26 protein-coding genes are annotated in these 24,483 nt (G+C 64.7%); 8 read left to right on the top strand and 18 right to left on the bottom strand.

The window, feature by feature from the left end:
* Window positions 1–3 precede the first annotated feature (3 nt).
* Genes AC1ROT_RS10705 through AC1ROT_RS10695 form a run of 3 tightly spaced genes read right to left on the bottom strand, consistent with a single transcriptional unit; the run spans window position 4 to window position 3,982 of the window.
* Window positions 4–1,167 carry a PepSY-associated TM helix domain-containing protein gene (locus AC1ROT_RS10705; protein ID WP_492998950.1) on the bottom strand — a complete coding sequence of 388 codons (1,164 nt, stop codon included), beginning with the start codon at window positions 1,165–1,167 and terminating at the stop codon, window positions 4–6.
* Window positions 1,158–1,874, bottom strand: coding sequence for a hypothetical protein (locus AC1ROT_RS10700; protein WP_492998949.1), 717 nt, complete (start codon window positions 1,872–1,874; stop codon window positions 1,158–1,160). The genes AC1ROT_RS10705 and AC1ROT_RS10700 overlap by 10 nt, the downstream gene beginning before the upstream one ends.
* Window positions 1,875–1,882: 8 nt before the next feature.
* Window positions 1,883–3,982 (bottom strand): TonB-dependent siderophore receptor, encoded by a 2,100-nt coding sequence (locus tag AC1ROT_RS10695; protein ID WP_492998947.1) that lies wholly within the window; start codon window positions 3,980–3,982, stop codon window positions 1,883–1,885.
* A 232-nt stretch (window positions 3,983–4,214) separates the two neighbouring features.
* On the opposite strand from AC1ROT_RS10695, the gene AC1ROT_RS10690 reads away from it, so the two are divergent.
* The gene (locus AC1ROT_RS10690) at window positions 4,215–5,006 is read left to right on the top strand and encodes an SDR family NAD(P)-dependent oxidoreductase (protein ID WP_492998946.1); all 792 of its coding nucleotides are present in this window, start codon (window positions 4,215–4,217) and stop codon (window positions 5,004–5,006) included.
* Window positions 5,007–5,009: 3 nt separating this feature from the next.
* Here the strand turns inward: AC1ROT_RS10690 and AC1ROT_RS10685 are convergent, their stop codons facing one another.
* The 3 genes from AC1ROT_RS10685 to AC1ROT_RS10675 all read right to left on the bottom strand — a co-directional run bounded on the left by AC1ROT_RS10685 (window position 5,010) and on the right by AC1ROT_RS10675 (window position 8,450).
* Window positions 5,010–5,816 (bottom strand): endonuclease/exonuclease/phosphatase family protein, encoded by an 807-nt coding sequence (locus AC1ROT_RS10685; protein WP_492998944.1) that lies wholly within the window; start codon window positions 5,814–5,816, stop codon window positions 5,010–5,012.
* Complete coding sequence (locus tag AC1ROT_RS10680) at window positions 5,806–7,992, bottom strand: VTT domain-containing protein (RefSeq protein WP_492998942.1); 2,187 nt, start codon at window positions 7,990–7,992, stop codon at window positions 5,806–5,808. Before AC1ROT_RS10680 ends, AC1ROT_RS10685 begins: the two co-directional genes overlap by 11 nt.
* A 107-nt stretch (window positions 7,993–8,099) precedes the next feature.
* The gene (locus AC1ROT_RS10675) at window positions 8,100–8,450 is read right to left on the bottom strand and encodes a helix-turn-helix domain-containing protein (RefSeq protein ID WP_492998940.1); all 351 of its coding nucleotides are present in this window, start codon (window positions 8,448–8,450) and stop codon (window positions 8,100–8,102) included.
* 84 nt (window positions 8,451–8,534) lie between these two features.
* Between AC1ROT_RS10675 and AC1ROT_RS10670 the strand changes: the two genes are divergently transcribed.
* Entirely contained in the window at window positions 8,535–9,347 is an 813-nt protein-coding gene (locus tag AC1ROT_RS10670; RefSeq protein ID WP_492998938.1) for a substrate-binding periplasmic protein, read from the top strand.
* A 3-nt stretch (window positions 9,348–9,350) separates the two neighbouring features.
* On the opposite strand, the gene AC1ROT_RS10665 is transcribed toward AC1ROT_RS10670, so the two are convergent.
* Complete coding sequence (locus AC1ROT_RS10665) at window positions 9,351–10,439, bottom strand: M14 family metallopeptidase (protein WP_492998936.1); 1,089 nt, start codon at window positions 10,437–10,439, stop codon at window positions 9,351–9,353.
* 164 nt (window positions 10,440–10,603) lie between these two features.
* Between AC1ROT_RS10665 and AC1ROT_RS10660 the strand changes: the two genes are divergently transcribed.
* A complete protein-coding gene (locus AC1ROT_RS10660; protein ID WP_492998934.1) occupies window positions 10,604–11,242 on the top strand; it encodes a CmcI family methyltransferase in 639 nt (212 codons plus the stop codon).
* Here the strand turns inward: AC1ROT_RS10660 and AC1ROT_RS10655 are convergent.
* From AC1ROT_RS10655 to AC1ROT_RS10620, 8 genes are read right to left on the bottom strand one after another with little or no spacing between them, the layout of a single operon-like run.
* Window positions 11,224–11,823, bottom strand: a complete 600-nt coding sequence (locus AC1ROT_RS10655) for a Smr/MutS family protein (protein ID WP_492972231.1) — start codon at window positions 11,821–11,823, stop codon at window positions 11,224–11,226. The genes AC1ROT_RS10660 and AC1ROT_RS10655 overlap by 19 nt on opposite strands.
* Before the next feature lie 25 nt (window positions 11,824–11,848).
* A complete protein-coding gene (locus AC1ROT_RS10650) occupies window positions 11,849–12,535 on the bottom strand; it encodes a LutC/YkgG family protein (protein WP_492998932.1) in 687 nt (228 codons plus the stop codon).
* A 1-nt stretch (window position 12,536) separates the two neighbouring features.
* Window positions 12,537–13,982, bottom strand: coding sequence for a LutB/LldF family L-lactate oxidation iron-sulfur protein (locus AC1ROT_RS10645; protein ID WP_492998930.1), 1,446 nt, complete (start codon window positions 13,980–13,982; stop codon window positions 12,537–12,539).
* 10 nt (window positions 13,983–13,992) lie between these two features.
* Window positions 13,993–14,766 (bottom strand): (Fe-S)-binding protein, encoded by a 774-nt coding sequence (locus tag AC1ROT_RS10640; RefSeq protein ID WP_492972235.1) that lies wholly within the window; start codon window positions 14,764–14,766, stop codon window positions 13,993–13,995.
* Window positions 14,767–14,800: 34 nt separating this feature from the next.
* Entirely contained in the window at window positions 14,801–15,484 is a 684-nt protein-coding gene (locus AC1ROT_RS10635; RefSeq protein WP_492998928.1) for a FadR/GntR family transcriptional regulator, read from the bottom strand.
* A gap of 55 nt (window positions 15,485–15,539) precedes the next feature.
* On the bottom strand, window positions 15,540–16,826 hold the full coding sequence (locus AC1ROT_RS10630; RefSeq protein ID WP_492972237.1) for a TRAP transporter large permease: 1,287 nt from the start codon (window positions 16,824–16,826) through the stop codon (window positions 15,540–15,542).
* Window positions 16,827–16,831: 5 nt separating this feature from the next.
* Window positions 16,832–17,329, bottom strand: a complete 498-nt coding sequence (locus AC1ROT_RS10625; protein WP_492998926.1) for a TRAP transporter small permease — start codon at window positions 17,327–17,329, stop codon at window positions 16,832–16,834.
* Between the two features lie 17 nt (window positions 17,330–17,346).
* A complete protein-coding gene (locus AC1ROT_RS10620) occupies window positions 17,347–18,342 on the bottom strand; it encodes a C4-dicarboxylate TRAP transporter substrate-binding protein (RefSeq protein WP_492972239.1) in 996 nt (331 codons plus the stop codon).
* Window positions 18,343–18,550: 208 nt separating this feature from the next.
* On the opposite strand from AC1ROT_RS10620, the gene AC1ROT_RS10615 reads away from it, so the two are divergent.
* The gene (locus AC1ROT_RS10615) at window positions 18,551–19,237 is read left to right on the top strand and encodes a GntR family transcriptional regulator (protein WP_492972240.1); all 687 of its coding nucleotides are present in this window, start codon (window positions 18,551–18,553) and stop codon (window positions 19,235–19,237) included.
* The gene (locus tag AC1ROT_RS10610; RefSeq protein WP_492998924.1) at window positions 19,234–20,025 is read left to right on the top strand and encodes an SDR family NAD(P)-dependent oxidoreductase; all 792 of its coding nucleotides are present in this window, start codon (window positions 19,234–19,236) and stop codon (window positions 20,023–20,025) included. Before AC1ROT_RS10615 ends, AC1ROT_RS10610 begins: the two co-directional genes overlap by 4 nt.
* Window positions 20,026–20,030: 5 nt before the next feature.
* Here the strand turns inward: AC1ROT_RS10610 and AC1ROT_RS10605 are convergent, their stop codons facing one another.
* On the bottom strand, window positions 20,031–20,585 hold the full coding sequence (locus AC1ROT_RS10605; RefSeq protein WP_492972242.1) for a GNAT family N-acetyltransferase: 555 nt from the start codon (window positions 20,583–20,585) through the stop codon (window positions 20,031–20,033).
* A gap of 137 nt (window positions 20,586–20,722) precedes the next feature.
* Between AC1ROT_RS10605 and AC1ROT_RS10600 the strand changes: the two genes are divergently transcribed.
* The gene (locus AC1ROT_RS10600; RefSeq protein ID WP_492998922.1) at window positions 20,723–21,247 is read left to right on the top strand and encodes a PAS domain-containing protein; all 525 of its coding nucleotides are present in this window, start codon (window positions 20,723–20,725) and stop codon (window positions 21,245–21,247) included.
* On the opposite strand, the gene mltA is transcribed toward AC1ROT_RS10600, so the two are convergent.
* The gene (gene mltA, locus AC1ROT_RS10595; protein ID WP_492998920.1) at window positions 21,244–22,437 is read right to left on the bottom strand and encodes a murein transglycosylase A; all 1,194 of its coding nucleotides are present in this window, start codon (window positions 22,435–22,437) and stop codon (window positions 21,244–21,246) included. The genes AC1ROT_RS10600 and mltA overlap by 4 nt on opposite strands.
* A gap of 4 nt (window positions 22,438–22,441) precedes the next feature.
* On the bottom strand, window positions 22,442–23,137 hold the full coding sequence (locus AC1ROT_RS10590) for a Tim44/TimA family putative adaptor protein (RefSeq protein ID WP_492998918.1): 696 nt from the start codon (window positions 23,135–23,137) through the stop codon (window positions 22,442–22,444).
* A gap of 232 nt (window positions 23,138–23,369) precedes the next feature.
* Here AC1ROT_RS10590 and secB point away from each other — a divergent pair, with 232 nt between their 5' ends.
* Together secB and AC1ROT_RS10580 are read left to right on the top strand one after the other, a co-directional pair.
* Window positions 23,370–23,852 (top strand): protein-export chaperone SecB, encoded by a 483-nt coding sequence (gene secB, locus AC1ROT_RS10585; protein WP_492972246.1) that lies wholly within the window; start codon window positions 23,370–23,372, stop codon window positions 23,850–23,852.
* A gap of 89 nt (window positions 23,853–23,941) precedes the next feature.
* Complete coding sequence (locus tag AC1ROT_RS10580; protein WP_492998916.1) at window positions 23,942–24,481, top strand: PAS domain-containing protein; 540 nt, start codon at window positions 23,942–23,944, stop codon at window positions 24,479–24,481.
* Window positions 24,482–24,483: the final 2 nt, after the last annotated feature.

The following is a 24,483-nucleotide window of genomic DNA, read 5'->3' as shown; positions in this document are numbered from 1 at the left end:
GCGTTAAGCGGCGCGCGCTGTCTCGGCGCGTGCCGCGCGCCGCCGGATCAGGTCGCGCTCCTTGCGCAGCCGGGCCCAGTACATCCACGCGCCGCTGAACACCAGCACGGTCAGGCCGAGACCAAAGCAGAACCAGATCAATCGGGAATACAGCCCGGCGAAATCGCCGAAATGCAGCGGATTGGTCATTTCGTTCCAGATGCGCCAGAAACCGGCGCCGTCGATCTTCTCCACCCGCAGCACTGCACCGGTTTTCGGGTCGAGATAGACCTTGTTGGCGCGATCGCGCACCATAAAGTCACCGGCCTGACCGTCGAAGCGCAGCGCGTCGCCATTGCGGCGCGGAAAATACACCGCGCCGATCTGCTGTTCCGGGAAAGCGCGTTGCGCGATGACGACCAGATCGTCGAGCGGCAGTGGCGGTGCCGATGACGCGGCGGCTTTCGGCGCCGGCGGTTCCAGCCGACCGCCGGTATCCAGCATCAGCCGCTCGGCGAAATACCACATGGCGGTCAGCGACATCACGGCGAGGAACCAGACCAACCAGCCGGCCACCAGCCGATGCAGATCGTTAAGCAACACACTGCTGCCCTGGGTCACGCGCAGCCGAAACAGTCCGCGCCAAAAACGCGGATAGATCACCAGGCCGCTGACCAGCATGAGGAAGAGCACCAGGCCGAACGGCGTGGCGAGATAGACACCGATATTGATGCCGTTGACATTGGGCAGGTAAAACTGGCGGTGAATCTGCCGCAGCGTCGCCTGCACGGTTTCGCGCGGGCCTTCGCCGGTGACGACCGCGCGATAGGGATCGACATAGAGCAGGCGTGGCTGGCCCTGCCCATCCGGACCGGGCGCCGTGACGACGCGCACCTCGGCAGCGAACCGGCTGCCCTGCGGTGCCATCATGCGCTGGATCGTCCAGTCTGGATGCCGGCTGCGGATCGCCGCTTCCATCTGGCCCCAGCTGGCCGGTGCGGCATTGAGCGGCCGTTCGACGCGAAGCGCTGGATCGGCCAGCCAGTCGATATAATGACCGACACTGGTCAGCGTGCCGAAGAGGCAGAGGAAACCGAGCACCAGACAGAGCCAGAAGCCGAGCATGCCATGGAGCCAGCGCATGCTGCGCGGACCAACGATCTGCCGCAGTCTGACCGTCAGGGGCATGCCGGCTTGCCGGTCTTGGGATCGGCGAGCGTCCAGGCCACGGCGGCGTTGAACAGCGCCAAGCCATCGGCATTCAGGTTGCCGAAGGTGTCGTTATCCAGCAGGAAAAAGCTGCGCCGGGCCGGCGCCAGGAAATCGTAATCCATGGTAGCGCCGCGTTCGTAGGCGAAGATCGCCGCCTTCTCGGGCTGGCCCGGCAGGGTGGCGATGATGCTGGCGCCGAGGCCCGGCCTGCCCCAGCCCATCGGCGCATTGCCGGTGTAAACATTGCGCGGCCCGGCCGCGAGGCCGGCACCCAGCGGATGCGGCGCGTTGACCATCCACAATTCATGCTCGCGTTCGACGGCGCCATAATCGGCGTCCTTGCGACGGCCGGTCATGCGCAGATCGTCCAGTTCGTCATTCTCCCAGGTCAGCAGCGGCACCGGCACATCGCGATAGGCTTCCATCAGGTCGCGCGAGCGCACGCTGGCTGACAGCGTCACCAGATCGTGGCGGCAGGCTTCGGCCGCCGGCAGATACTGGTCGTGATAGGTGACGAGATAGCCCTGCTTTTCCAGATGCGCCTTGATGGCGTCGTCGGTCTTGCGGCTGGCGCTGTCAGCCTTGTGCACGAACAGGATGCGCTTGCCGCCGGCCTGCGCCCAGACCGGTGCAGCCGCAAGCAGCAGCAGGCCAACCAGCAGAGCAGGGCGACGGCACGGCATCCACAGGCTCAGAACTTCGCCGTGATGCCGGCGATGACCGTCATCGGCGCGCCGGGCAGGTTTTCCAGGCGCGTCACGGTCTGCTCGATATACTCGGCATCGGTGAGGTTGCGGCCGGTCAAGGACAGGCGGATACGATCATTGAGGTCGTAGAAGACCGTGGCATCGAGGCGGTAGTAGCTGTCGACCCGGTAGCTGTTGGCCAGATCGCCCTGGCGGTTGCCGACATAGGTGACGCCCGCGCCAAGGCCGAGGCCTTTCAGATCGCCGCTCTGGAACTGGTAGGTGTTCCACAGGCTGCCGCTCAGCTTGGGGACATTGGGCAGGCGCGCGCCCTTGACGAGCGTGCGGTCGGCGATCACTTCCGCTTCCATATAGGTGAGGCCGCTCATCACGCTCCAGCCCGGCAGGATCTGGCCGACCAGGTCCAGCTCGATGCCGCGCGAGCGCTGCTCGCCCGTCAGCACCGAGAAATTCGGCGTACCGGAGGCGGTGGCAACATTTTCCTTGGTGACTTCAAACAGCGCCAGGCCGGCCGTCAGCTTGTCGGGGATAACGTCATATTTGGCGCCAGTCTCATACTGGATGCCTTTTTCCGGCTCCGGCACGCCACCGCCGAGGATGGCCGTGGTCTGCGGGCTGAAGGACGTCGCGTAGCTGGCATAGAGCGACAGCGGCGGCACCGGTTTGTAGACCACGCCGGCACGCGGGCCGACATTGTCGCGGTCTACCATCGTCGCAATGCGCTGGGTGATGCTGGTCTGGTCCAGCGAGTCATAGCGCAGGCCGAGCAGGACCTCCCACTGGTCGCTCAGCTTGATCTGGTCCTGCATGAACACCGAATTGATGTTCATGCGGGTGAGCGGCATGTTCTGGAAGTTGAAGGTGCCGGGCAGCGATCCGAAGCCGGGGCTGGTCAGGTTGACGGCCGCCAGGGTGGCGTTCTGCTGCAGGATGAAGCGGTCGGCATTGATATATTCATAGCCGGTGACGAAGGTATGGCCGACGCTGCCGGTATCGAACTTGAAGACCGCTTCGGTCTGCGAGTCAAAAGCATCCATCTTCTCCATCTGGCGGAGCGCCTGACGGTTCATGACGGTCTGCGCCGCGTTCAGCGTCGTGCCGTTCGGCACCATGCGGAAGGTTTCGCCCCAAGTGTAGCTGAACATCTGGCGGAGCGTGAGCCAGTCACGCACATCATGCTCGGCGCGATAGACCGTGTTGTCCACTGTCGCTTCGTAGCGCGCCCAGTCCTCGCCGTAATAGCGCTCGCGCGGCAGCACCACACGGTTAAACTGCGCCGGCAGGCCGCGATCAAACTGGCTCTGCTGTTCGGTATGTTCGTAGTTGAAGGAAAAGCGCGTGTCGTCGCGCGGCGCCCAGTTCAGCACCGGCGCAAAATATTCGCGCGTGTCGTCGTTGTTATAGCGGAAGCTGCCTTCGGTCTGCATCCCCACGGTCATGCGTGCGGTCAGCGTGCCGGCCGGATCGATCGGACCGGTGACCGTACCTTCGCCGCGATAGAAATCATAAGACCCGGCCTGCAGCGTGGCGCTGCCGCCGAAGACATTCGACGGCTTCTTCGTCACCAGGTTGATCAGGCCGCCCGGCTCGGTGCGGCCGTAGAGCACTGACGACGGCCCCTTCAGAACCTCGACGCGCTCGATGGACGACAGGTCGCGTGAGACCAGCGGGAAGTTCAGTGCCGGACTCTGCATCACGCCATCGATGGCGAAGGTCTGGGTCTGGAAACCGCGGAGCGTGAAATTCTGGCCGCGCCCGCCATTGGTGCCGTTCGGCTGCACGTTCGGCACCATGTAGAGCACATCCGCCAGGCGCGTGGACTGGCGATCCTCGATCACCTGGCGCGGTACCACGTTGACGGTCTGCGGCACGTCCTTCAAGGCGGTATCGGTCTTGGTGCCGGTGGCGCTGCGGGTGGCGCGGTAGCCCTCCACCGGGCCATCGGCGCGCTCGGGCATCGCAGGCGCCTCGACCTGGATGGCCGGCAGCTGGGCCGGCGGTTCCGTGGTGGTCTGGGCAACGGCGGGGACAGTGGTGAGTCCGGCCAGCACAGCGAGGGTTGAGGCGGGCGTACGAAGGCGCATGCAGAAAGCTCCGCGAAGAACGGGTCTTGCTGAGCAGCACCGGGCAGTCCGGCGCTGCGATCTGGCTATCACCCCCAACGAATACTGTTCGGTAACACCCGTATGCAGATCAAGTCAATGCGAATGAGACGCATGTTTATGTGAAATTTCTCAGATTCTGGCGCTTTTATAAGCATTGCGCGGCCGCTTCAGGCGGCGTTTCCTTTCTGCCTGAATACCGGGAGGAATAATGATGAACACTCTGACGGGCCGGGTGGCCCTGGTGACCGGCGGCTCCAGCGGCATCGGCGCCGCCACCGTGCAGCAGCTGGCCGCCCGCAAATGCCAGGTGGCGATCAACTTCTCGCGCAATCGCGTGGCGGCCGAGCGCGTGGCGGCTGCGGTGGAAGCCGCCGGCGGCATCCCGCCCCTGCTGGTGCAGGGCAATGTGGCCGAGGATGCCGACTGCCAGCGTGTCGTGGCCGAGACCATCGCGCGCTTCGGCCGGCTGGATTATCTGGTCAACAATGCCGGCACGACGAAATTCGTCGCCCATCGCGATCTTGCCGGCCTGTCGGCCCAGGACTTCCAGGACATTTTCGCCGTCAACACCATCGGTCCGTTCCAGATGGTGCGCGCCGCCGAAGCGCATCTGCGGTCGGCGCATGGCGCGGTGGTGAATGTCTCCTCCATCGCCGGTGTTTACGGCACCGGTTCGTCGCTGGCCTATGTCGCCTCGAAAGCCGCGCTGAACGGTTTGACGCTCAGCCTTGCCCGCGTGCTGGGTCCGGAAGTGCGCATCAATGCCGTCTGCCCCGGCTTCGTCGAGGGCGAATGGCTGCAGCAGGGCATGGGCGAGGCTGCCTACAAGGCGGCACAGGAAACCTGGCAGCGGTTCGCGCCCCTCGGCACCACCAACAAACCGGACGACATTGCCGGCACCATCCTGTTCTTCCTGACCGCGGCGCCCAACATCACCGGCGAGACTCTGCTGATCGACAGCGGCATGCGGCTGGCGCAGCCGCGGCTGGCCCACAAGGCCTGAGCCCTAGCGCAGCAGGGCCTCCGGCGATGGCGCTTCGGCAGCCGCTTCCTCGGCCCGCATCTCGGGCAGGCTGAGCGGCTGCGGCCCGGGGGCGGCCTGCTCCAGGCGGATATCGGCAATCACCGGCAGGTGATCCGACACGCGCCGGCCCAGCGGGTCGGTCCAGCAGCGCAGCAATGCCGCCCGTGGCCGGCAATAGATACGATCAAGCATGAAGAGCGGATAGCAGGCGGGAAAACTGCGCAGCTTGCTGCGGCCGGGCAGCAACGTCTTCAATGCGCGCCGCACGCCGCCATAGATGAGCCAGTCGTTGAAGTCGCCCAGCATCACGGTTGTGCCGCGGGACGTACCTGCAATAGCGGAAAGCATCGCCGCCTGCTGGCGCCGCTCGCGGAAGCTCAGCCCCAGATGCACCGACGCCAGGTGCAGCGGGCCATAGGGCGTCATCACCGTGGTCTCGATGGCGCGGCGCGGTTCGCGCCTGCTGACCGAGAGATCATGAATGGCGGTTTCGGTCAGCGGCCAGCGGCTGATCAGGACATGGCCGTAATAGCCGTCCGGTGCGGCAATGGTCTTGGCTTCCGCCGCATGGCTGCCCAGCGCCTGGGCCAGATACTCGAACGGCGAGACATCGCCCCGGCCACGCGAATCCAGTTCCTGCAGGGCCACGATATCGGGCTGGTGCCGGCGCACCAGGGCGACAATGCGGGGCAGATCGTAACGGCCATCGGGACCGATGCCGGCATGGACATTCCAGGTCAGCACGCGGACGGTCTGCGGACCGGGCGGCGGCGAACCGTCAACTCTCAACGAGCTTGTCCCGCAGGCGCGCCACCACCAGCTGCAGCATGTAGGACAGGCCGGCCCAGACCACCAGGAAGCCGACGATCAGCAGCACATCCATCAGGGAAGGGCGCGTCATCATCTCCAGCAGCCGACCGCCCAGCACCGACATGATGACGATGCCCGGCGCCAAGCCAAGGAAGGTGCCGATGGTGTAATCCATCAGACGGATCTTGGTGGCGCCGGCCACCAGATTGACCAGCATGAAGGGCGCCGTCGGCATCACCCGCATGGTGGTGACGGCGAGGATGCCGTTGCTTTTCACCTTGCGCGCCACCCGGTTGATCCGCGGCCCCATGACGCGCCGCAGGATATCGGCGCCAAGCCAGCGGCCGGCCGCATAGGTGGCGAGCGCGCTGCTCATCGAGCCGGTGAGCGCCACGCTCAGGCCTTCCCAGGTGCCAAAGGTCATCGCGGTGGCGGCAATCAGCAGCGTGACCGGGAAAGCGATGAAACCGCCGGCGATGAAAATTCCCACCACGATAGGGAAGGACAAGGGGCTGGCGGCAATACTGCGGAAGGCCGCCGCCAGTTTGGAGGGCGACGCCCAGTCCGACAGCGGCGTGTAGCGCCAGGCCAGCACCAGAGCGATGATCGCCACTGCGGTGCAGGCGATCGCCAGCATGGCCGAAAAGCGGCGCTGGCTCGGCGGCTCGTTGCTCGGGTCCGGCAGGTTGAAATCGGCGCTCAGGGGACGCACCGGATCGGCAATCGCCTCGATCTGCGCCGTCAGATCGAGACCGGGCAATTCATCCTGGATCGGGCACAGCCGGTGTTCGCGGTCCTGCAGCGCATCCAGCGTGGCGAACAGCGAGCCGGTGCGCTGCATCAGCGCTGAGACTTCAGCAGGTTCGGTGCCGCAATGTTCGGCGATCAGGCGGTCGCGCGCCGCCGTGACGGCACGCCGCTGGGCCGGCGTTGCAGCCGCAATCACCAGATCGCATTCGGTATCGACGGCAAGCGAGCGGTTGCACAGATTGGCCGAGCCGATGCGCAGATAGCGGTCGTCGACGATCATTACCTTGGAATGCACCATCACTTCCGTCTTGCGGTCTTCGACGCTGCCGTCGTTGCGCAGGCAGGGATAGACGAAGCGCACGCGATCCTGCAGGCCCTCGTTCTCGATCAGCCGCATGAACCGGATACGGCCGGCCAGCATGCTCTGCTGTTCCAGCCAGGTATGATGGGTTTTGGGCGCGACGATCACGGCTTCCAGATCTGGCCGCGTGCGCAGGCGCTGCGCCAGGGTTTTCGCCAGCGCCGTGCAGGTGAGGAACTGGTTCTCGATATAGAGATGGCGCTCGGCCGCATCGATCATGTCGTGGAACAGCGCCTCCACCTCCTGTACCGCAGGCTCGGGGCCGTAATGCGGTTCGGTGCGGGCGATGCCGATGCTGACATCGCGGAAGTCCGGCTCCAGATCATCGGGCCAGGGATCGCAGCCGCCATGGCAGGGGGGCAGCAGTTCATGGGTGACGCGATACCAGCGGTTGCGTACCAGCCGGCCAAGGGCGGCGGCGGCATCGCCATCCACCATCATCTGGACGTCATGGAAGGGCGGATAGGTCTTGCCGGCAGGATCGGCGCGCAGCGGGTTGTGCAGCTCGTGCACACTGGTGTCCCAGCGGCGGATGGTGATATCCAGCCCGCCGGAAAACGCCACGGCATCGTCGACCACCACGATCTTCTGGTGATGCGAGGCGCCGATCGGCAGCACATCGTCAAGGCAGAGTTCAATCTGTCGCGGCGTGTTCCACTGCAGCGCCAGCGCCGGCATCAGCTCGCGTTCCAGCGAATAGACGGCAGCATAGTAATCCCACAGCAGCAGCTTGATGCTGAGCTGGGGCCGACGGCGCACCAGTTCGGTGAGGAAGGCGCCGAAGGCCACCGGCAGATCGTCGCCGGTTTCACCATCGGGCCCGACCAGTGGCGTGCGGCTGTCGATATCCCAGCCGGTGATCAGCACGGAATGGCGCGCATTGCGCAGGGTACGGCGCAATGCGATGAAATAATCGGCCGCATCGACCAGCATGCTGGCGCGCGGAGCCTCGACCACGCACCAGGCATTGCGGCCGGGCTGCAGCAGCCCGTCCGGCGGTGCAGCGCTGTCCTGGTCTTTGCGTAGAATCCGCGCGGCCTGCACCGTAACCTCCTGAAGCCATTCGTCTCCGGAGTAACGCCGCAGCGCCGATTAAGTGCCCGGCGAGGCGGGGCGGGAATACGGCGGCTTTGTGGCGGCGTTCGGCGCTTTTAGCTGCGCAGTAGCCTCAGCATCTGTTCCAAGCGGGCTTCGTCCAGACTGCCGATACGGCGGCCAAGCTCATTGGCCAGCAGGGTGGCCTTGGGCGTCAGGCCGGCAGTATCGATGGTGACGCGCGGATGCGACAACTTGGCCAGTTCGGCCAGATCCTCGGCCTCGTCCCAGATGATGTTCAGATAACCGCAGATGCGTTGCAGCAGCAACCAGGACGGACGGCCGCGATGACCATGCTCCAGCGCCGAGAGATAGGCCGAAGAAACGCCGAGATCGGCCGCCATCTGCTTGAGCGCGATGCCGCGCGCCTGCCGCAGGGCACGAATGCGAGCGCCGAAGGGCGTCATGGCGACGTATTCAACGTTTGACCCTCACAGGGGATTGTTTGATCGCAGATTGCCGATGCATCGGCAGCATCCTAGTATTCCGCCGTGTCGTTGCGCCAGATGTTCCCGGATCGCAAGATCCCAATTCTCTGCGCCCTGATCCTGCTGCTGGCGGGCGGCGCGGCAGTCCCGTTATCGGCGCAGCAGACGATTGTCACCGGCTTCCGTCCGACTGCACCCTATGTGCTGCAGAAATCCGATGGCAGCCTGACCGGACTGGAATACGAGTTGGTGTTGGCCGCTGCGCATATCGGTGGCCTGGCGCTGAAGCCGGAGCTGGTGCCGCTGGGCCGGCTGTCCGAAGATTTCCGCCGGGGTGTTTTCAATGCCATCGTACCAGCCAATCCGGCGATGAATCTGCCCGGCTGTTTCAGCGATACCCTGCTGGTCTACCGCAACACAGCCTTCACCCTGGCCCAGCGCGGCCTGAACCTGAGCGGCATCGGCGATCTGGCCAACCATGACGTGACGGCTTTCCAGAATGCCCAGGTCCTGCTGGGCCCGGAAATGACCGCGGTGCGGCAGGGCAATCCGCGATACCGCGAGGTCGCCAACCAGATGCTGCAGGTGCGGGCCCTGTTCTCCGGCCGCACCGATGTGGCCATCCTGGAGCGGCGGATTTTCTATTCCTTGTCGCGCAGCAGTGAAGCCGGCATCGACACCAGCGCTCCCGTGACCGAGCATGCCCTGTTCCAGCCGACCAGCTACAGCGTCGCCTTCCAGAAGGCCGAGCATTGCACCGCGTTCAACCGCGGGCTCACCGCCCTGAAGCGCAGTGGCGACTACGACACTATCGTCACGCGCTGGGACGGGCCGGTGCAGGCGCAGAACGGCCGCGCCGGCCGGGCGCCAGGCTAGAGATTACGCGGCCGCGAGACCGGCCAGGGCCTGCTGCTGGATTTCCACGGCGCGCGGATAGCACAGGCCGCGCCATTCATCGTTGTCGGGATAGAAGGCGGCGCGGATCTGTGCCTTGATCTGCCTGCCTTGGGCCGAGAACACGTCGCCGCGCAGATGCAGCCAGTTATCGGCGATCACCGACAACCGCACTTCCTCCGAGCTGAGCGTGCCGACCTCGATGGCGCTGGCCACCACCGTGGCCTGGGCGCAGAAGCGCGCGATACCCATGCGCAGATTGCCTTCGATGACCGGTGAATCTGACTGACCCATGGCCGGCGAGGTGACGGCATCGCCAAACCACCGCCGCGCCAGCGTCAGGGATTCAGATTCAGGCGCGTGGCGGCAGATCATTTCCGAATAACCGAACGGGCCAAGCCCGGTGTGATAATCCAGCACGCAGACGCGTTGCGCCCTGGACAGATATTTCTCTGCAATGCTTTTGATGGTCCTGTGCGACCAGCAGGCCTGCACGCCGCCATAGAAAATGCCGTCGGCATGGCTGTGCTGGCCGCCGACGATGGCTGCGGTCGCCGCCTTCGCACCAACGCGCGCATAATAGGCGGCGATCTTCTGCTGAATGCCGCTGGCCACGACATCGTCCCATTGTTGCGGCACCAGCCAGCCATGCACTTCGGCATAAGCCGGATTGGCCGGCGGCGCCTTCGTCGCGAAATCGATGAAGTTGCGGTTGATATCCATGTTGTCTTCATTGACGCGGCGGCCCCAGGAAAAACCGTAAGGGTTGCTGCCATGAATGGTCAGCATTGCCGTGCCGGCCGGCAGCTGCGCCGCGTGCCCGTCATTGAGCCAGCCGACCTGGCAGCCTGAACCGTAATAGCCTTCGATGCCATGGGTGCCCGAAACAGTGACCAGAACGGCTTTCGCATCACGCGGACCGATCCAGGCGATATCGGTGAACAGGTCTTCGCCGGCGATGCCTTTCAGCGGATGGGCAAAGCTTTCGATTTCGGCCTTTGCCGCTTTGGCCGCGGCGAGGACGGCTTGGCGGGCGGTGGCATAGTCGGGCGAGAAATGCTGGTGAATGCTCATGGGGCGGGCTTTGCTGACAATGAAAAAGACGCGGCATTCTCTGCCTGGCCCTGTCCAGTGACAAGTCCGATGCCGGATTATTGCCGCAGGCGGTCCATAAGGATTTGGTAACCCGCCCGCAGTAGGAGGATAGGTTTGCATGCTGCGGGCTGCGGGAGAATGCCGTGCACGATCCGATTTCGATTGCCTATCTGAAATGGTTCCACGAGACCAATGTCTGGAAGGGCATGCATTACAAGGGCGTTCGCACGCTCAAGTTGCCCAGCGACATGTGGAATTACCAGGAGATCATCCACGAGCGGAAAATCCGTTTCGTGGTTGAGACCGGCACGCGCCATGGCGGCTCGGCCCTGTTCTTCGCCGACCATGTCGAGGCCCGAGACGGGCTGGTGATTTCCTGCGACATCGACAAGAGCGCCAACCAGCTGGGCAGCCATCCACGCATCAAGTTCCTGATCGGCAATTCGGCGGCGCCCGAGGCCGTGACGGCTATCGCCCGTCTGCTGCCGGTAGACCGCAAACCCGGCGAGACATTTTTCATTTTCGATTCCGACCATACCGAACGGCATGTCCGCGCCGAGCTGGAAGTCTTCCGCGCCCTGTTCCTGCCCGGCGATTCCATCATCGTTGAGGATACGGTGGTCAATGGCCATCCGGTGCGCCCCGAACACGGGCCCGGGCCGATGGAGGCCATCGAGGCCTTTATCGCCAGCTATCCGAATCTGCTGGAACCGGACCTGCAGCGCGAACAGAAATTCGGCGCGACGCTGGCGCCGAAAGGCTATTACCGCGTGCGCGGCTGAGGCGTGCCCTCTTCGCGCTGTCGGCGCAGCAGCACATAGAAGGCGCCGGCGCCGCCCATCTCCTGCCGCGCCGGCGCGACACCTAAGATCTGGTCGCGCCAGGGACCGCGGCGCAGGTATTCCGGCAGCCAGGCCCGCAGCACGCCGCGCCCCTGATGCAATCCTGTCTCGCCGTCGCGCTGCAGGCCCTTGCCGGTGATCACCAGCAGGCAGCGTTTCTGCTGCGCGATGCCGTCGCGGATCAGCTTGCTCAGCGCGCGTTCGGCATTGGCCAGCGTCAGGCCATGCAGGTCGAGCCGCGCCTCGATCGGCAGCTCGCCGCGTTCGAAGCGCTGCTTCAGTCGTTTGTCCATCTGCGGCAAAGGCTTCGCGCCACCGCGCCCGATGGGGCCGTGCGCCGGCAGCGGCGCCTTCTGCTTGGCATCGGCCCTGGCATAGGCGGCCTGGCCGGCGCCCTCGGGCCGATAGATTTTCGGCAGCGGCGCCAGCGGCTCGGGCACCACATTCTTTTTCAGCGGACGCGCCGATTTCGCCACCTGATGCCAGGCATCGCCGTCTTCAGCTTTAAGACTGGCGGGCACCAGCGGCGCCGGTTTTATGGAAGCCTTACGAACCATCCGCGATGAGTACGATATGCAGGCGGCGCGGTCCATGGGCCCCGAGCACCGGCACGCCTTCGATATCGGCGGTGCGCGACGGCCCGGTGATGAAATTCACCGTGCGTGGCCAGTTGTCCACGTCCCCGAGTTTGTCACGCAAACGCTGGAAGGCGTCTTCCAGGCCGCCGGTGACCTGGCTTTCTTTCAGCACCACCACATGATGGTCGGGCACGAAATGCAGCGTCGTCGGCGTGGTGCTGGACGAGTGCAGCATCAGCGTACCGGTTTCGGCGATGGCGGCAAAGGCCGGCGTGACGCTGACCAGATCCTGGCTGCGGCCGGGACCGTAGTCGACCTGCAGCAGCGGGCGGTCGCCCCAGGGCAGGGCCTGCAGCAGCGGGTCGGGCGAAACGCGCAGACGGCTGGGCAGGTTATGCTGCGCCAGATAATCGGCGATCTTGCCCGGCACATCGGCTTCACCGGCCACGCGGTCGACCGTGACGGTCAGCGCCTCCACCTTGGCGATGAACAAAGCCACCTGTTCGACATGGGGAATCTGCGCGCGCTGCGGCACGAGATTACGCGGATGGCCCTTGATGCGCTCGATCACCGCGGCGCGGCGACCGGGATCGTTCACCGTGTCTTTGAGGCCGGCGCGCAGGGTGGCGAAAATACGGTCGCGGGAATTGCTCATCTCAGACGCTCCGCTTCTGCTTGCGGTACTGCGCCATGAAGGTCTCGGCCGATTGCGGCGCCGGCAGGTCGCGTCCGTCGGTCCAGCCCGCGGCCAGCGGCATGGACGCGAAGCGCCCCTTGTCCTTGCCCAGCATGTTGAGGGCGGCAATCGCAATCCGCGTGCCCAGGCGATAGAGCCAGGGCGTGCGGGCGGCGAAGGCCCAGAGCTCGACGCCCCAGCGCTGGAGCGGCGGCGTGATCTGCTTTTCATGTGCCTGTTCACGCCAGTGCCGCATGATATCGGGCAGCGGGATGCGCATCGGACAGACCTCCTCGCATTTGCCGCAGAAGGTGGAGGCATTGGGCAGATGCCGCGCCGTCTCCAGGCCGATCATATGCGGGTCGAGCGCAGCGCCAATGGGACCGGGATAGACCCAGCCATAGGCATGGCCGCCGACCGAATGATAGACCGGGCAGTTGTTCATGCAGGCGCCGCAACGGATGCAGCGCAAAAGAGGTTGGAGCGCCGTGCCCAGCATTTCGCTGCGGCCGTTATCGACCAGCACGACATGGAATTCTTCCGGCCCGTCGATGTCTTCCCGCCGCTTCGGGCCGCAGCTGAGCGTCGTGTAGCAACTCATTTCCTGGCCAGTGGCCGAGCGCGCCAGAATCCGCAGGATGGTGGAGAGGTCTTCCAGATTGGGGATGACCTTCTCGATGCTGCTGACCGCGATATGCATCCTGGGCAGTGACTGCGTCAGGTCGCCATTGCCCTCGTTGGTGACGATCACAGTGGCGCCGGTCTCAGCGATCAGGAAATTGGCACCGGTGATGCCCACATCGGCCTTGAAATAGGTGTCACGCAGCACACTGCGCGCCTCTGTCACAAGAACCTGAGGCTCTGTAGATCGCGTGCCAGCCTTTTTGCCGTTCAGTTCGTAATCGGGATGATGGTCCTCGAACAGCTCGGCGATCTGCTCGCGCGTCTTGTGCAGGGCCGGGCCGATGATGTGGCTGGGCGGTTCATGGGCCAGCTGGATGATGTATTCGCCCAGATCGGTTTCCACCGGCGTGATGCCATGCTCGACCAGGAAATCGTTGAGACCGATCTCCTCGGTCACCATCGACTTGCCCTTGGTGACGATTTTCGCATCGCGCGAGCGGCACAGTGCGAGGATGGTTTCGCGTGCCTCGCGCGGCGTGCGGCACCAGTGCAGCTTGCCGCCGCGCGCGGTGAGCTGCTGCTCGAAGCGCTCCAGATACAAGTCGATATGCTGCAGGACGTGGTTCTTGATCTTCACACCCTCGTCGCGCAAAGCCTCGAATTCCGGCAGTTCGCGCGCGGTCTCGACGCGGCGGCTGGCCATCGGCCCGCTGATGATGCCCATGGCCTTGCGTAGGTTGGGATCGCGCAGCGCCTTGGCGGCATTGGCCTCGAAGGCCTGGGCGGTGATTTCCATGCTCATGCCATGGTCCTCACTTTGCTTCGCCAATGGCGGGCGTATCGATCATACCGGCCAGCACCTCGGCCACATGGCGCACCTGTATAGGGCTGCCCTCGCGCTTCAGTTTGCCCGCCATGTTGAGCAGGCAGCCCATGTCGCCGGCCAGGAGCAGATCGGCACCGGTGGCCTTGATATCGGTCGTCTTGCGTTCGACGATGTCGGTGGAGACTTCGCCGTATTTGACGCAGAAGGTGCCACCGAAACCGCAGCAGGTTTCCGGCGTCTGCATTTCCACCAGGTCTACACCCGCGACGCTGCCAAGCAGCGCACGCGGCTGCGCCTTCACGCCGAGTTCGCGGAGCCCTGAGCAGGAATCGTGATAGGTGACCTTCGCTGACAGGCTGGCCGAGACCGGATCGGTTTTCAGCACATCGACGAGGAAGCTGGTCAGTTCGAACATGCGCGCCGACAGGTCTTCGGCGCGGCGCTGCCAGTCGGGTTCGGCGGCGAACAGCGCCGGATAGTGATCCTTGATCATGCCGCCGCAGGAGCCGCTGGGCGCCACCACGTAATCGTAGTCTTCAAAGGCCTCGATCACCTGGCGCGCGATCGTCACCGTATCCTTACGGTCGCCGGAGTTGTAAGCCGGCTGGCCGCAGCAGACCTGGGCTTCGGGCACATCGACGCTGCAACCGGCATCTTCCAGCAGCTTGATGGTGGCGAAGCCGACCGAGGGCCGGAACAGATCGACCAGGCAGGTGACGAAGAGGGCAACGCGAGGCTTGGCATCAATGGTGGCGGACATGCGGGCTGGTCTCCGGTACGCAACGATGGGGCTGTTATAATCCGTGGCGGCGCAGGCCGCTTTCGATATGTCTGAGCAGGACGGCGCGGGCAGCCGCCGCATCGCAGTTTTCAACGGCGGCGATAATGGCGCTGTGTTCGGCCTCGATCTCGGCCAGGCGGTTTTCGTCCTTAAGGCGGCTGAGGCGGGCGAACTGCATGGCCTCGCGCGCATGGCGGCCGATGAAGGCGGCGAAACGCCGCAGCGCCGGGTTATGCGCCGCCGTCGCCAGCACGTCATGGAAGCGGATATCCTCGGCCAGGCCGAGCCCACCGGCGGCCACCGCGTCGCGCATGGCGGCTTGCGCAGCACGCAGCGCCTGCAGATCGGCCAGCGTATGGCGTTCGGCGGCTAATGCGGCGCAATCGGCCTCGATCAGCGCGCGCAGCTCCAGCAGGTGATCGTCGCCGTCGGCAGTCAGGCGAAAGGCATTCCCGCCTGGTGCGGCGGCGACAAAAGCGCCCTTGCCCTGGCGGGTCTCGACATAGCCGTCGGATTTCAGCCGGGCGATGGCCTCGCGCACCACGGCGCGGCTGACCCCGTGGGTCTCGGCCAGGCTGTGTTCGGAGGGCAGGCGGTCATGCGGCCGCCAGTCGCCGGCCAGGATCGGCTGGAGCAGGGTTTCGGCCAGCATCTCGACGCGCGAGATCGGGAGCCGTATGTCAGGCAGGGCAGTCATTGGCTGCCTGACAAGTTAATAGGATTATCTAATTATATCAATGTGAAAACCAGTCTCAACTGGGCCCGAAAATCCAGTCCGGGATCACCAGCACCACCTCGGGGACGAAGACCAGCAGCAGGGTCACGGCCGAGACGGCGATTAGGAAGGGCATGGATTCCCGCGTGTAATCGCCGATCCGGCAGCGCAGCACCTGGCAGACCACGAACATCGCGCCGCCGACCGGGGGCGTGAAGTTGCCGATGGTGGCGGCGATGATGAAGACCAGGCCGAAATGGACGGGATCGATGCCGTATTGCCGGATCAGCGGCATGAACAGCGGCGTCAGCATGATGATCAGCACCGAGCCTTCCATGAAGGTGCCGGCCACCAGCACGAACAGCACGATCAGCACCATCGCCAGATGGGCATTGTCGGTGAAGCCGATCATCCAGTCGGCGATCACTTCCGGCACGCGTTCGAAGACGATGCCGTAGCCGAAGATGGCCGACAGCGCGAGCAGGAACATCACCGCACCGACATCGACCAGGCTGCCTTCCAGCGCCTCGCGGAAATTGGCGAAGGTCAGCATGCGATAGGCGAACATGCCGATGACGATGGCATAGATCACCGCAAACGCGCCGATCTCGGAGGGCGTGAAGACACCCATGCGCAGGCCGAGCAGCAGGATCACCGGGAACAGCAGCGCCCAGATGCCGCCCCAGGAGGCCAGCGCGATTTCCTTCGCAGTCGGCGCCGTGTCGCGCTCGGGACCGTAGCCGCGTTTGCGCGCGGTGATCGAGATGGCAATCGCCAGCGAGGCCCAGAGCATGAAGCCCGGCAGGATGCCGGCGGCAAACAGCCGGCCAATCGAGACCTGCCCCACCGTGCCATAGAGGATGAAGCCGATGCCGGGCGGAATGATCGGCGCCATCAGCGAGCCGTAGGACAGCACGCCGGCGGCATAGCCTTTCGAGAAGCCGCGCTTCAGCATCTGCACGCCCAGCACGCGCGCATTCATCGCCGCATCGGCGATGCAGGATCCGGTGACGCCGCTCATCAGCGTGGACAGCGCAATCGAGGTCTGTGCCAGGCCACCATACATGCGGCCGGTGAGCACGCTCGCCAGTTTCAGTAGGTTATGGGTGATGCCGGAATTGTTGAGGAAGTTGCCGGCTAGGATGAACAGCGGCACGGCGAGGAGCGCGAAATTCTGCGTCTCGGTCACCGTGATCTGGATCGGGATGGTGATCGGCAGTTCCGGATGCTGCAGGAAGAACAGCATGCCGGAAATGCCGATGGCAAAGGCGACCGGCATGCCGATCAGCATCAGGACAGCGAAGGCGATCAGGACAAGCAGCATGGCGATTACAGGATGTCGGCGGCGTTGCTATGGGCGATCTTGCCGTGCAGCTCGTCGCGCATCTTGAGGAAAGTGGAGATCAGCAGCAGCAGGCCGCCGACGGGCAGGCTCATGGTGACCCAGGAATAGCTGATCTCCGGGATGCCCTGGAAACTGCGGATGCGGCTGATCCACGACAGGTAACAGCCCATGATGACGAGATAGACCAGAAACGCCGTGATCAGGGCGTAGTTGATCCAGCGGCAGGCCGCCTGCAGGCCCGGCGACAGCTTGGTGGTCAGCACCTCGATCGACATCAGGCTGTTCTTGCGCCAGGCGATATCGGCGCAGAGGAAGCAGGCCCAAGCGAAGAAGCAGGTGGCGGCATCGCCCGACCAGTTGATCGGATAGCCGATCATGCGCATCACGCCGCCAAGGAAAATCAGGATGACCATCAGGACCAGAAGCGCGGCGGCGACAAAAGCCTCCGCCGCGCAAACCCGGTCATACAATACCTTCAGCATGACAACTCCGGACGAGATTACTTGCCGATTTCCTTGTGCACGGCATTCTTGGCATCGAGAATCTTCAGCGTCTCGTAGGCCTTGTCGCCAGCCTTGCGGAAGGCGGCCAGATCGACATCCTTGACGATGGTCATACCGCGGCCCTTGAGCTGCTGCTCGACTTCCGCTTCGAGCCGGAAGATTTCCTTCGATGTCGCCTCACCGGCCTTGTCGGCTTCCTCGACCAGCGCCGTCTGGTAGTCTTTCGGCAAGCCGTCAAACCACTTGGCGCTGACCACTTCGAAGTTGATCAGCATGATATGCTTGGTCTCATTGGCGAATTTCAGCACCTCATAGAAGCGCCCGCCGGGAATGTTGTTGTAGACCAGTTCGACGCCGTCGATGGCGCGCTGCTGCAGGCCCGGATACATCTCGCCAAAGGCCATGGCGACGGGAGTCGCACCGAGCGCGCGGATGGATTCCTGCCAGATCGGCGCAGGTGGCGTGCGGATGCGCAGCCCCTTCAGGTCTTCCGGCGTCTTCACCGGCTTGTTGGTGAAGAAGTGGCGATAGCCCTGCACCCAGCTAAAGGACACGACCTTCAAACCGTGCTTGGTCGCCAGCTCGTCCTGCCACTTGATCACGGTCGGCGCCTTGCGCAGCTTGGCCACGTCTTCCAGCGTCTCGACAAAATACGGCCCGTTCATCACCGCGATGCCGGGCACATAGTTGCCCATGCGCGCTGAGTCGGTGTTCTGGCCGAGATTGGCGCCCTGGCGGATCTGCTCGATGATGTCTTCTTCCTTGCCCAACTGGGCGGAATGGAAGACCTCGATCTTCAGGCCGCCATTGGTGCGCGCATCGACTGCCTTGGACCAGGCGGTGAAGCCGTCATGGAAGGGCTCTTTCGGGCCCAGCACGTGATTGAACTTCAGCGTGAATTTCTGCTGGGCCTGCACCGGCAAGGCAGCGAACAGGGCAATGCCGGCGCAAAGCGCCAGACTGGATTTCAGGATCTTGGTTGCGATGGTCATGGGCCTCTCCCGGACGGATGGCGGCGCCGGCTCCCGGACAGGAGCGACCGCCAGCGGTTTTGCGTTTCCTCAAACACGTCTTCGCGGGGCGCTCTTGTGTGACGCCCTCTCAACTGATATATCAGACACCACACACTAGGCACAAGCCGGAATCTTATGCGCCGTTTACGCGGTCCCACCGGCTGACAGGCACTGGCAGGCAGGCGTCATGAAACTGATCAGGCCGAAATCGCTGAAGGAACTGGTGGTCGAGGAGATGCGCACCCGCATCATCGACGGCCGGCTCAGCCTGGGCGCGGGCCTGTCGGAAAACACGCTGGCCGCCGAACTGGGGATTTCCAAGACGCCGGTGCGCGAGGCGCTGCTGCAACTGAAACTGGAAGGCCTGGTCGAAGTGCAGCCGCAGCGCGGCACCTATGTCTTCCGCCTGGCGCCCGACCAGGTGACGGCGATCTCGGAACTGCGCGAGGTGCTGGAGGTGGCAGCCGTGGCGGCCGCCATCGAGCGCCATCACGACGCGCTGGTCACCCGCATGACCCGCATCTTCGACGGCATGCGCGCGGCTTATGACGCGAACGACAACATCGCCTATCGCACGCTAGACGGTGAATACCACGAGACCATCATCGATCTCTGCGGCAATCCCTATATCAGCTCGGCCTACAGCCTGATCGGTTTCCGCATCCAGGCGCTGCGCTCGCGGCTCTCGCATGAAGCCTCGCTGAACAAGCTGTCGATCAAGGACCATCGCGAGATGCTCAAATTGATCAAGGCCCGCGACGTGGCCGCGCTGCAGACGTTGATGCGCAGTCATATCAACCAGACCAAGCAATCCTATCTCGACGTGCTGGAACGTCGGGACTTCCTGAACGAGACCCGGGAGAAAGCCTCGTGAATTCCGTCAGCCCGATTGCCCAGCCCGAAGAGATGTCATTCGACCTGAGCGGTCGTCATGCCGTGGTGATCGGCGGCGGCAGCGGCATCGGTAAGGCAATCGCGGAAGGCCTGGGCAAGGCCGGCGCACGGCTGACGCTGGCCGGCCGGCGCCGCGACGTGCTGGAGCAGGCGGCTGTCGAATTCAGCAAAAACGGCATCGCTGCCGGCGTCGATGCGGTGGATGCCGCCGACATGAGCCAGCTCAAGGCCTTCGCCGCACGCTGCGAAAAGATCGCGCCGGTCGATATCCTGGTGAATGCGCAGGGCATCATGACGCTGAAGCCAGCGGAGGAATTCACGCCGGAGGATTTCGACCGCATCATCACCACCAATGTGAAAAGCGTGTATTTCGCGTCGCTGGAATTCGGCAAGCTGATGCTGGGCCGCGGCCGCGGCAGCATCATCAGCATCGCCTCGCTGGCGTCCTTCCGCGGCTTCCCGCGCAACGCCCTCTACTGCATCAGCAAGCATGGCGTGGTGGCGATGACCGAGACGCTGGCGGCCGAATGGGCGGCCCGCGGCGTGCGGGTGAACGCCATCGCGCCGGGCTTCTTCATGACCGACCTGAACAAGGACACCATGAAGGATGACCGCAAGGCGCTGGCCATGGCGCGCACGCCGATGCATCGCTTCGGCCAGACGCACGAGCTGGCCGGCGCCGCCGTCTATCTCGCCTCGCCGGCCGCCTCCTACGTCAGCGGCGTAACCATCCCGGTGGATGGCGCCTTCCTTGCCAGCGGCATGTAGGCTGTTCAGTCCGGGCTGACCTGGGCGTTCGGCAGCAGGCTGTCGCCGGGCCCGAGCGCGCGCTGCATGAACACGCTGTCGACCCAGCGGCCGTGTTTGAAGCCGATGGAGGGCAGCGTGCCGACGACGCGAAAGCCAAGGGCTGCATGCAGGCCGATGGAACCGAGATTCTGCGTATCGCCGATCACCGCCACCATCTGGCGATAGCCCAGACCGCTGCAGCGCGCGATCAGGTTTTCCAGCAGCGCCCGCCCGATGCCCCGGCGCGGCGCATCCGGCGACACATAGATCGAATCCTCGACGGAAAAACGATAGGCGATGCGCGGGCGGTAGGCGCTGGCATAGGCATAGCCCATTACCCGGCCGTCCAGTTCGGCCACCAGATAGGGAAAATCCTTTGCCAGGATGTCGCTGCGCCGACGCGCCATTTCGGCGGCATCCGGCGGCACTTCCTCGAAACTGCCGAACCCGTGGCGCACATGGTGGCCGTAGATGGCGGCAATCGCGGCGAGGTCGCGGTCTTCCGAGGTCCGGATGACAAGGGGAGAATGGGCGGGCATGGCGGGTCTGGCAAGAGGTCGTAAAGGATCGTCGGGCTAGTATGACATGGTGCCGGCGGTAACGGAATCCGCCGGGCGACAGGGGGTTACCGGATTTACGCTTGTTCGACCCATGACTCGGCACCAGAGTCCGAACCATGACCGATGATGGCAAATCCTCGGAGGCCAGCGCCGCGCTCAAATTCCGCGGCGCCGGCGCTGCCGACAGCCTGACGCCGAAATCGCCGATCCTGCAAAGTCTGCTCGCTTACTGGCAGTCGAAATGCGGGCCGGGCGACCGCCTGCCGTCGCGCAGCGATCTCGACCCCCTCGAACTGCGCGGCCTGCTTCCTTATGTCTACCTGATCGACGTGCTGTCGGAGACGCGCTTCCGCATCCGCCTGCTGGGCGAGGAGCATATCGCCATCTACGGCCCGGGCCTGATCGGCCGCGTGATCGACGATATCTTTCCGCCCGCCGCCGCCGCCGAATTCAACCGGCTTTACACCGCGGTGGTGCGGCGGCGCAGCCCAGTGATCAATCGCGGCCAAGTCACCTGGCTGCGCAATCGCGAATGGATGCATTACGAAGGCCTGCATGCGCCGCTGGCCAGCGATGGCGTGGTTATCGACACCATCTTCGGCGCCGGCGCCTTCGATCACTGGACCGGCGCGCCGTCTTAAGAGACGGCGGTCAGCTTCGCCGCCACGGATTTTGGCAGCAGCAGCCAGAAGCGGCCCGGATGCTTCATGCGGCCAGCCACGCTTTCGGCCTGCGGCCCGGCCCCCCAGAACACATCGCCGCGCACCGCGCCGCGGATGGCCCCGCCGGTATCCTGCGCGACCATCAGGCGCTGCAGCGATGCCTCGCCTGCGCCAGCAGCCGCCGGCTGCTTCGCATCAAGCCACAGCGGCAGGCCCAGCGCATGATGGCTGCGATCCACCGCCAGGCTGCGGCCCGGCACCAGCGCCACGCCCTGCGCGCCCGGCGGTCCATCGAGATCGTCCTTCGGCGGCGGCAATTCCCGGAAAAACACGTAAGACGGATTCTGCCGCAGCAGTTCCGGCGCGGCATCGGGGTTGGCACGCAGCCAGCCGCGGATCGCCTGCATCGACACGTCTTCGCGCGGCAGGGTGCCGCGCTCGATCATCACCCGGCCGATGGCCACATAAGGATGGCCGTTCTGGGCAGCAAAGCCGACGCGGGTTTTCGCGCCGGTATCGAGCTGCACCAGACCGGAACCCTGCACCTGCAGGAAAAAGGCATCGGCGGCATCATCGAGCCACACCAGTTCCAGGCTCTTGTTGGCCAGGGCGCCGCCATCGATAGCGCCGCGATCCTCATAGGGCCGCAGGCGGCCATCGCGGACACGGCCGGCAATGCGCTGGCCCTTCAGGCTGTCGCGGAATTCACCGAGGTCGACCTGCACCAGGTCGGGCGGCTGCCGGTACAGCGGCACAGTATAGATGCCCTGCTTGGTCCTGCTGCCGCGCACCAGGGGTTCGTAATAGCCGGTGAACAGGCCTTCCGCCTTGCCGTCGCCGAGCACCACCACCGGCTGCAGCTCGGCCTCGACCAGGCGGCGCAGGGCGGCATCGTCACCCGCACCGATCTGCGCCAGCGCAGTACAGAAGGCGCGCCAGTCGTTGCCGGTGCCGTAACGGTCGTAATTGTCCAGGGGGCGATCGTTGCGCGGCAGCATCCGCGTACAGCTGCGGCTCAGCGCTGGCAGCGCTTCGGCAACCCGGTCGGACGCATAGCCGGGCAGATCGGCAAAGGTGGCTGGCCGGAAGGCCAGCGGCGGCGGGGGCGGCGCTTTCGGGCCGCAGCCGGCCAGACCAACAAACAGGAGAAGCGCGAGCCGCCCGAGCACTGCGTCAGGTCGGCGTGGCTTCGGTGGGCGCCGAGGTGGCGATCAGCGTCCAGTTGGGATCGCGCGACCGCGTATCGCGGGCAAAGGTCCAGATATCGGTGACCTGCTCCACCGCATTGCCATGGCCGCCGACGGTGTGGCCCTGGGCATCCTTGGTCACGGTGATCAGCTCGGACTCGAACTTGATGGTCACTTCGGCGATCCGGTTGTTCACCTGGGTATCGACAATGGCGCTGCCGCGCAGGCCCACAAAGGTGGTCTGCATGGTCTCGCCGCGCTTGGCGCGGTCGTCGATGGCGCTGGCGAAATCGTCGAACACCTCGCGCGACAGCAGGGGCCGCAGGGCCTCCTTGTCGCCGGCGGCAAACGCGGTGACCACCATTTCATAGGCGGATTTGGCGCCCTCGAGGAATTCGGCGCCGTTGAAGCTGGGGTCGACGGCACGGATGCGGGCAATGCGTTCATCGGCGGCGGGATCGCCCGACAGCTTGGCGGCATCGTCGCGACGGGGCAGGTTGACCACGGTGCCGTCGGAATCGTCCAGCTTGTCGGCTGCCTCGTCGGCATCGGCAAAGGGCGGCCGGCGGCGTTTCTGTTCATGGCCGGTGCGCTGACCCAGCACCGCGCGCAGACGCAGCGCGATAAAGCCGGCGATCGCACCCAGCAGAAGAATATCGAGGAACTGGAAACCGTCGCCCATTATGAAAAAGCCTGTCTTGCCCTGTTCGGGCGAATTTACTCCTGCCGCCTGCGCCGGTCCAGCAGCGCATGCCCCCGACCGAAGACCGGCATTTCCTGCAAATAAGGAGAAATCACCGTATTGCAAGGCCGGCCGCAGCCGGCGGCAAGGGTTGCCGCCTTGTTCGGTTGCGGCAAATCATGCTAGGGACAGCCGGCCCAGCGAACTGGATAAGACAGAGAGACAGCCGGTCATGACCGACACCGCCAATCCGCCGCCCGGTTTCAACCCTGACGACGCGCCGCGCTTCGGCCTGAACGCGCAATACACCAAGGATCTCTCCTTCGAGCATCCGATGGCGCCGCGTACGTTCAGCGTCCAGTCGGCACCGCAGATTTCGGTCAATGTCGGCACCCAAGCCGAACGCGTCAACGACAGCCTGTTCGAAGTGACCCTGCGCATCCTGTGCGAAGCCAAGCATGGCGACGAAGTCGCCTTCGTGGTCGACCTGCATTATGCCGGCCTGTTCACCCTGGCGAATATCCCGCCCGACCATGTCGAACCCCTGCTGCTGGTGGAAGCCCCGCGCCTGCTGTTCCCCTTCGCCCGCCGTATCGTGGCCGACGCGACGCGCGACGGCGGCATGCCGCCGCTGATGCTGGACCCGATCGACTTCGTGCAGCAGTACCAGCGCAGCAAGGAAGCCCAGGCCGACCAGCCCGTGGGCACAGCCTGAGCCGCAAAACACAACTTCCCCTTGCCGCCGCCGGTTGGTGACGGCAATCTGACCGTTCCCGGCAGGGCAACGGGTCATAAGGGGGAACTGTGAGCGGGTCGCTCGACGACGATATCCGCAACTCGAAATATCCACGCCTGCTCGGCGCTGCACTGCTTGAGCGGTGCTCGCTGCCGATCCGGCGCATCTGGGATTACTGGAACATCCGTCGTGGCGACCGGCCGATGCCGGGCCGCCAGGACATAGATCCGCTGGACATCCCCGCCGACCTCCTGCCCGGCATCCTGCTCACCGAAGTTCTGGCGGAACCGCCGTGGCTGCGCTATCGCCTGGTCGGCACCGCCCAGGTGGCCCTGCGCGGCCGCGACCCGACCGGCCAGCCGGTGCAGGGAAATTACATGGGCGCCCATCTTGGCGTGCCCGGTGACGATGTGATGCTGAATTACCGCATCGTCATCGAAAAGCGCATCCCGGTTTACACCTATAACCCGGTCGTCGGCGCCCTGCCAGACGGCAGCTCATTGCGGCAGTCGCCGTTGCGGGCAAGCAGCTCGGTGCTGATGCCGCTGTCGACCGACGGGTCGACGGTCGACATGGTCTTCTGCTTCAGCGATCTGGACGGCCGCTGAAA

The sequence above is a fragment of the Ferrovibrio sp. GW821-FHT12E11 genome (assembly GCF_058806975.1).
The sequence above is the reverse complement of the archived record's forward strand: the minus strand, read 5'-3'. Positions and strand labels throughout refer to the sequence as shown.

Excerpts from the sequence above, each read along its gene's own strand:
- AC1ROT_RS10705 (WP_492998950.1), bottom strand. The coding sequence starts at position 1,167 with ATGCCCCTGACGGTCAGACTGCGGCAGATCGTTGGTCCGCGCAGCATG.
- AC1ROT_RS10700 (WP_492998949.1), bottom strand. The coding sequence starts at position 1,874 with ATGCCGTGCCGTCGCCCTGCTCTGCTGGTTGGCCTGCTGCTGCTTGCG.
- AC1ROT_RS10695 (WP_492998947.1), bottom strand. The coding sequence starts at position 3,982 with ATGCGCCTTCGTACGCCCGCCTCAACCCTCGCTGTGCTGGCCGGACTC.
- AC1ROT_RS10690 (WP_492998946.1), top strand. The coding sequence starts at position 4,215 with ATGAACACTCTGACGGGCCGGGTGGCCCTGGTGACCGGCGGCTCCAGC.
- AC1ROT_RS10675 (WP_492998940.1), bottom strand. The coding sequence starts at position 8,450 with ATGACGCCCTTCGGCGCTCGCATTCGTGCCCTGCGGCAGGCGCGCGGC.
- AC1ROT_RS10665 (WP_492998936.1), bottom strand. The coding sequence starts at position 10,439 with ATGAGCATTCACCAGCATTTCTCGCCCGACTATGCCACCGCCCGCCAA.
- AC1ROT_RS10650 (WP_492998932.1), bottom strand. The coding sequence starts at position 12,535 with ATGAGCAATTCCCGCGACCGTATTTTCGCCACCCTGCGCGCCGGCCTC.
- AC1ROT_RS10645 (WP_492998930.1), bottom strand. The coding sequence starts at position 13,982 with ATGAGCATGGAAATCACCGCCCAGGCCTTCGAGGCCAATGCCGCCAAG.
- AC1ROT_RS10640 (WP_492972235.1), bottom strand. The coding sequence starts at position 14,766 with ATGTCCGCCACCATTGATGCCAAGCCTCGCGTTGCCCTCTTCGTCACC.
- AC1ROT_RS10635 (WP_492998928.1), bottom strand. The coding sequence starts at position 15,484 with ATGACTGCCCTGCCTGACATACGGCTCCCGATCTCGCGCGTCGAGATG.
- AC1ROT_RS10630 (WP_492972237.1), bottom strand. The coding sequence starts at position 16,826 with ATGCTGCTTGTCCTGATCGCCTTCGCTGTCCTGATGCTGATCGGCATG.
- AC1ROT_RS10625 (WP_492998926.1), bottom strand. The coding sequence starts at position 17,329 with ATGCTGAAGGTATTGTATGACCGGGTTTGCGCGGCGGAGGCTTTTGTC.
- AC1ROT_RS10620 (WP_492972239.1), bottom strand. The coding sequence starts at position 18,342 with ATGACCATCGCAACCAAGATCCTGAAATCCAGTCTGGCGCTTTGCGCC.
- AC1ROT_RS10615 (WP_492972240.1), top strand. The coding sequence starts at position 18,551 with ATGAAACTGATCAGGCCGAAATCGCTGAAGGAACTGGTGGTCGAGGAG.
- AC1ROT_RS10605 (WP_492972242.1), bottom strand. The coding sequence starts at position 20,585 with ATGCCCGCCCATTCTCCCCTTGTCATCCGGACCTCGGAAGACCGCGAC.
- AC1ROT_RS10600 (WP_492998922.1), top strand. The coding sequence starts at position 20,723 with ATGACCGATGATGGCAAATCCTCGGAGGCCAGCGCCGCGCTCAAATTC.
- AC1ROT_RS10590 (WP_492998918.1), bottom strand. The coding sequence starts at position 23,137 with ATGGGCGACGGTTTCCAGTTCCTCGATATTCTTCTGCTGGGTGCGATC.
- secB (WP_492972246.1), top strand. The coding sequence starts at position 23,370 with ATGACCGACACCGCCAATCCGCCGCCCGGTTTCAACCCTGACGACGCG.